Source organism: Streptomyces sp. NPDC056734 (assembly GCF_042790455.1).
GTDB lineage: Bacteria > Actinomycetota > Actinomycetes > Streptomycetales > Streptomycetaceae > Streptomyces.
On sequence record NZ_JBHTZD010000002.1, the window covers coordinates 47244 to 51844 of the forward strand.

Sequence of the window (4601 nt, forward strand, 5' to 3'; positions counted from 1 at the left end):
GGCGGCGGGGGTACGTGGGCGCAGGCCCCCGGCTTCGGCGGCGGGGGTACGTGGGTGCGGGCCCCGGCTTCGGCGGCGGACGCCCGAGCCCGCGAGCCCCGCAGGCGGTCGTGGCGGCGGCGCTGTGCGGGCACGCCGAGTCGGTGCCCGGCGGCAGGTGCCCGCCGTGCCGCCGCGGGCGGCGGGGCCCGCGCGGACCGGGGTGGACGGGGGTCTCCCCGGTTCGCGCGGGGCAATGCGAAGGCCCGGATCGTCAGGCGGAAATGCCGTCGATCCGGGCCAGGGCGTCGTCCGCGCCGTATGGCTGCAAGTACGGCAGCCAGCGCGGATCCCTATGGCCGGTGCCGATGATGCGCCAGGCCAGGCCGGTGGGTGGGGCGGGTTTATGACGCAACCGCCAGCCGATCTCACCCAGGTGACGGTCGGCTTTGACATGGTTGCAGCGGCGGCAGGACGCCACCACGTTGTCCCAGACGTGCTTGCCCCCACGCGAGCGCGGGATGACGTGGTCGACGCTGGTTGCGACGCCACCGCAGTACATGCACCGGCCCCCGTCGCGCGCGAAGAGCGCCCGGCGGGTCAGAGGAACGGGCCCCCGATAGGGAACCCGGACGAATCGCTTGAGCCGGACCACGCTGGGTGCGGGGACTGTGACGGTCGCGCTGTGCAGAAAGGCACCGGACTCCTCAAGGCATATGGCCTTGTTCTCCAGGACGAGAATGAGTGCGCGGCGCAGCGGTACGACGCCAAGGGGCTCGTACGACGCGTTGAGGACCAGGACATGCGGCACGGATGCCTCCTTGTACGCCGGCGGCGCGTGGCTCGCGCCGGGACGATCTGTCAACAGTCTCCCCTCATGCCTGGTGGAAGCGCCACCATGTCCTGGTAACGGGCTGGGAGTGTTTTCGACCACACCTGGAATCGTCCCCAGGATCGACGGCCGTTCATCCCACCAGTTCATACCGGGGTGCGCGCGGTGCACACCATGGCTGGGTCGAACATCACGACGATTGCCACGCGATGCCCCGATAGTGTGGTGGTTCCGCCGCTCCAGTGACCTTTCCGTGACCTTGGACGCCCGGGAACGGACCCGGATACCGGGACCGAACCCCCGGGCGCCTGCGAACGGACCTCGGATGATGCCCGGGAGCGGCGGACCGCTGCTCCAGGAGGTACCCGCTGTGTCGTCCCCGCCCGATCTCCACGCCCTCGATCTCCACGCCCCCGTGCTGGCCGCGTCGCCGTCGCCCGCTCCGTCCGAGTCACCGGCCGCTCCGGCGATGCCGACGCTCCAGGACGCCCACGAGAGCGCGACGAACGCGGCGAGCTGGATCGAGCAGAACTGGTCGACCTGGCTCGCCATCGGGCTGCGGGTGCTGCTGATCATCGTGATCGCGGTGGTGCTGCGGGTGATGGTGCGGCGGGCGATCACCAAGCTGATAGACCGGATGACCCGGACCGTGGACGCGGTGGACGGCACCACGATCGGCGGGCTGCTGGTGAATGTGGAGCGCCGCCGCCAGCGCTCGCAGGCGATCGGCTCGGTACTGCGCTCGGTGGCGAGCTTCCTGATCCTCGGCACGGCCGCCCTGATGATCCTCTCGACCTTCCAGATCAATCTGGCCCCGCTGCTGGCGTCGGCGGGTGTGGCGGGCGTCGCCATCGGCTTCGGCGCCCGCAACCTCGTCACGGACTTCCTCTCCGGCGTCTTCATGATCCTGGAGGACCAGTACGGGGTGGGCGACTCCATCGACGCGGGCGTCGCCACGGGCGAGGTCATCGAGGTCGGCCTGCGCGTGACGAAGCTGCGCGGCGACAACGGCGAGATCTGGTACGTCCGCAACGGCGAGGTCAAGCGGGTCGGCAACCTCTCCCAGGGCTGGGCGACGGCCGGTGTCGATGTCACCGTCCGCCCGTCGGAGGACCTGGACCGGGTCAAGGCGGTGCTCACCCGGGTCGGCGAGGAGATGAGCAAGGAAGAGCCCTGGAACGAGATGCTGTGGGGCCCCATCGAGGTACTGGGCCTGGACAGCGTGCTGCTCGACTCCATGGTCGTCCGGGTCTCCGCCAAGACCATGCCGGGCAAGGCCCTCACGGTGGAACGCGAACTGCGCTGGCGCGTCAAGCGCGCCTTCGACGCCGAGGGCATCCAGATCGTCGGCGGCCTGCCCCTCCAGCCGGCGGTCGAGGCCGACTCCGACCCGACGGCGGGTATGGCGGCCCCGTCGGCCTTCGCCAACACGGTCTCGCCGCAGTCGGCGGCCGCGTCACCCATAGCGCCACCGACGAACGTGACGAAGTAGCGGACGACGACCCGGACGAGAGGAACGGTTCAGCACACTCGTTCGAGTGACGGGGTGGGGCATTCCGCTCCGGCGGCACACCGGCTGCACCACTGTGCCGGTCATGCCCCATCAGGAACCCGTCGACCTGCTCATCGCGTTCGAGGAGGCGTCCGAGGCCCCGATCCGGCCCGAGTACCTCGACGGCATGGTCGTCGTGCCGCGGCTCCCCGACTTCGGCCACACCGACACCGCAGGCGACATGGCCTTCCAGATCCACGCCGCGGGCCTCCCCCTCGTCGGGCGGGGGAACGGCTACAGAGCCGCCGACAAGGACGGCGTGACCCTGGGTCTGCTCATCCCGGACTTCTACGTCCTCCGGCGAAAGATGCCCGATGCGGACGAGTCCCACTACGCCGCGCACAAGGGCTGGTACCCCATCGAGACGCTCGCGCTGGTGGGTGCGGTCGCCTCGGCCCACCACGAGATGGCCGCAGGCCCCAAGTTCCGCATCTACGCCGCCGCCCGGGTACCGGTCTACGTCCTGATCAACCGCACCACCAGAACGGCGCACTGCCACACGGAACCCGTCCTCCCGGACGACGACCCCGCCAAGGCGTGCTACACGACCGGGACCAAGGTCCCCCTCGGGGCGTCACTCCCGCTCCCGGCCCCCTTCCCCGCCTTGCGCACCAAGCCCTGGCACCCCGGTCCCGGCCGGTGCACGCTCCCGCCGGGCAACGACTCCATTGCCGCCGGGGCGTGCGCTATTGACGCCCTCCGCACCGCCGGTCTACCTTCTGCCGCACCGGATAGGAAAGTTTCCTAACAGTGGCGTCAGGCACCCCGCGACCCCGAGATGGACGTGCCGTTCGCGCCGCTGCCAAGCTGGCCCGACGACCAGGAGAGAGGCAGGTGTCGACCCGATGGCAGGAACGGCCGGTACGCCGGGCACCCCGCGTGTTCTGCGGGCCATGAACGACCGGGCCGCGCTGGATCTGCTGCTGGAGCACGGCCCCCTGTCACGGACCCGGATAGGAAAGCTCACCGGGCTCTCCAAGCCGACCGCCTCGCAGTTGCTGGCCCGGCTGGAGGCCGCGGGGCTGGTCCGGGCGACCGGGACCAGCGAGGGGCGCCCCGGGCCCAGCGCCCAGCTGTACGCGGTCGATCCGGGCGCCGCCCACGCCGCCGGGCTCGATGTCACCCCGCACCGGATCCGGGCCGCGGTCGCCGACCTCACCGGCCGGACCGTGGGGGCGTACGAACTGCGCACCCCCGGCCGGCGGCCCGCCCTGCCGGTGGTCCGGCTGGTCACCGACGCCCTCGACGGGGCCGTGAAGGCCGCGGGGCTCACCCGCGCGGACCTGCACCGGCTGGTCATCGGCACCCCCGGCGCCTTCGACCCCGGCACCGGACGGCTGCGCTACGCCTCCCATCTGCCCGGCTGGCACTCCGCCAGCCTGCTGGACGAACTGGCCGCCGCGCTGCCGATGCCGGTGGAGTACGAGAACGACGTCAACCTCGCCGCGGTCGCCGAACAGCGGCTGGGCGCGGCCCGGGGCCACGACGACTTCGTCCTGCTGTGGAACCAGGAGGGCCTCGGCGCCGCCCTGGTGCTCGGCGGGCGGCTGCACCGCGGCTGGACCGGCGGCGCCGGAGAGGTGGGTTTCCTGCCGGTTCCCGGAACCCCGCTGGTCCGGCATGTCACCAGGGCGGGCAGTGGCGGCTACCAGGAGCTGGCGGGGTCCCAGGCGGTCCCGCGCCTCGCCCTCGAACTGGGCTACGACGACATCCCGTCGGGCCCGTACGCCGATGTCGCCGCCGCGCTCCTCGCCCGCGCCGCCACCGAGGACACCGCCCAGGCCGCCTTCCTGCTGAAGACCTACGCGACCCGGCTGGCCACCGGACTCGCCTCGCTCGTGTCCGTCCTCGACCCCGAACTCGTCGTGCTCAGCGGCTCCGCCCTCATCTCGGGCGGCGAACCGCTGCGCGCCCTGCTCCAGGCCGAACTGGAGGAACTGGCCGCCTCCCGGCCCCGGCTGGTGGTCGGCGAGGTGACCGACCAGCCCGTGCTGCGCGGTGCGCTGGAGAGCGCGCTCGCCACCACCCGCGACGAGGTGTTCGACACGTTGGCGCTCCGCTGAGGAGCCGTACGAGAACCGCCGGTTGACCGAACGCTGCGGGCCGTCTGTGGCCGGTCGCGCAGTTCCCCGCGCCCCTTTGGGGCGCCCGCCCCCCCCCCCCCATACCCCAAGGGACCCCCGCAAACCCCGGAAAAACAGGGAAGTCAACCCCCCCCAGGCCCAGTCCCCCCCCCAC

Annotated in this window: 4 protein-coding genes; 3 read left to right on the forward strand and 1 reads right to left on the reverse strand. The window is 72.0% G+C overall.

The window, feature by feature from the left end:
* Positions 1–253 precede the first annotated feature (253 nt).
* On the reverse strand, positions 254–790 hold the full coding sequence (locus tag ACFRFC_RS02230; protein WP_382689296.1) for an HNH endonuclease: 537 nt from the start codon (positions 788–790) through the stop codon (positions 254–256).
* Positions 791–1136: 346 nt separating this feature from the next.
* Between ACFRFC_RS02230 and ACFRFC_RS02235 the strand changes: the two genes are divergently transcribed.
* The 3 genes from ACFRFC_RS02235 to ACFRFC_RS02245 all read left to right on the forward strand — a co-directional run bounded on the left by ACFRFC_RS02235 (position 1137) and on the right by ACFRFC_RS02245 (position 4426).
* The gene (locus ACFRFC_RS02235) at positions 1137–2303 is read left to right on the forward strand and encodes a mechanosensitive ion channel family protein (RefSeq protein WP_382689298.1); all 1167 of its coding nucleotides are present in this window, start codon (positions 1137–1139) and stop codon (positions 2301–2303) included.
* A 103-nt stretch (positions 2304–2406) separates the two neighbouring features.
* A complete protein-coding gene (locus tag ACFRFC_RS02240; protein WP_382689300.1) occupies positions 2407–3111 on the forward strand; it encodes a Uma2 family endonuclease in 705 nt (234 codons plus the stop codon).
* Between the two features lie 97 nt (positions 3112–3208).
* Positions 3209–4426 (forward strand): ROK family protein, encoded by a 1218-nt coding sequence (locus ACFRFC_RS02245; protein WP_382689302.1) that lies wholly within the window; start codon positions 3209–3211, stop codon positions 4424–4426.
* Positions 4427–4601: the final 175 nt, after the last annotated feature.

Excerpts from the sequence above, each read along its gene's own strand:
- ACFRFC_RS02235 (WP_382689298.1), top strand. The coding sequence starts at position 1,137 with ATGATGCCCGGGAGCGGCGGACCGCTGCTCCAGGAGGTACCCGCTGTG.
- ACFRFC_RS02240 (WP_382689300.1), top strand. The coding sequence starts at position 2,407 with ATGCCCCATCAGGAACCCGTCGACCTGCTCATCGCGTTCGAGGAGGCG.
- ACFRFC_RS02245 (WP_382689302.1), top strand. The coding sequence starts at position 3,209 with ATGGCAGGAACGGCCGGTACGCCGGGCACCCCGCGTGTTCTGCGGGCC.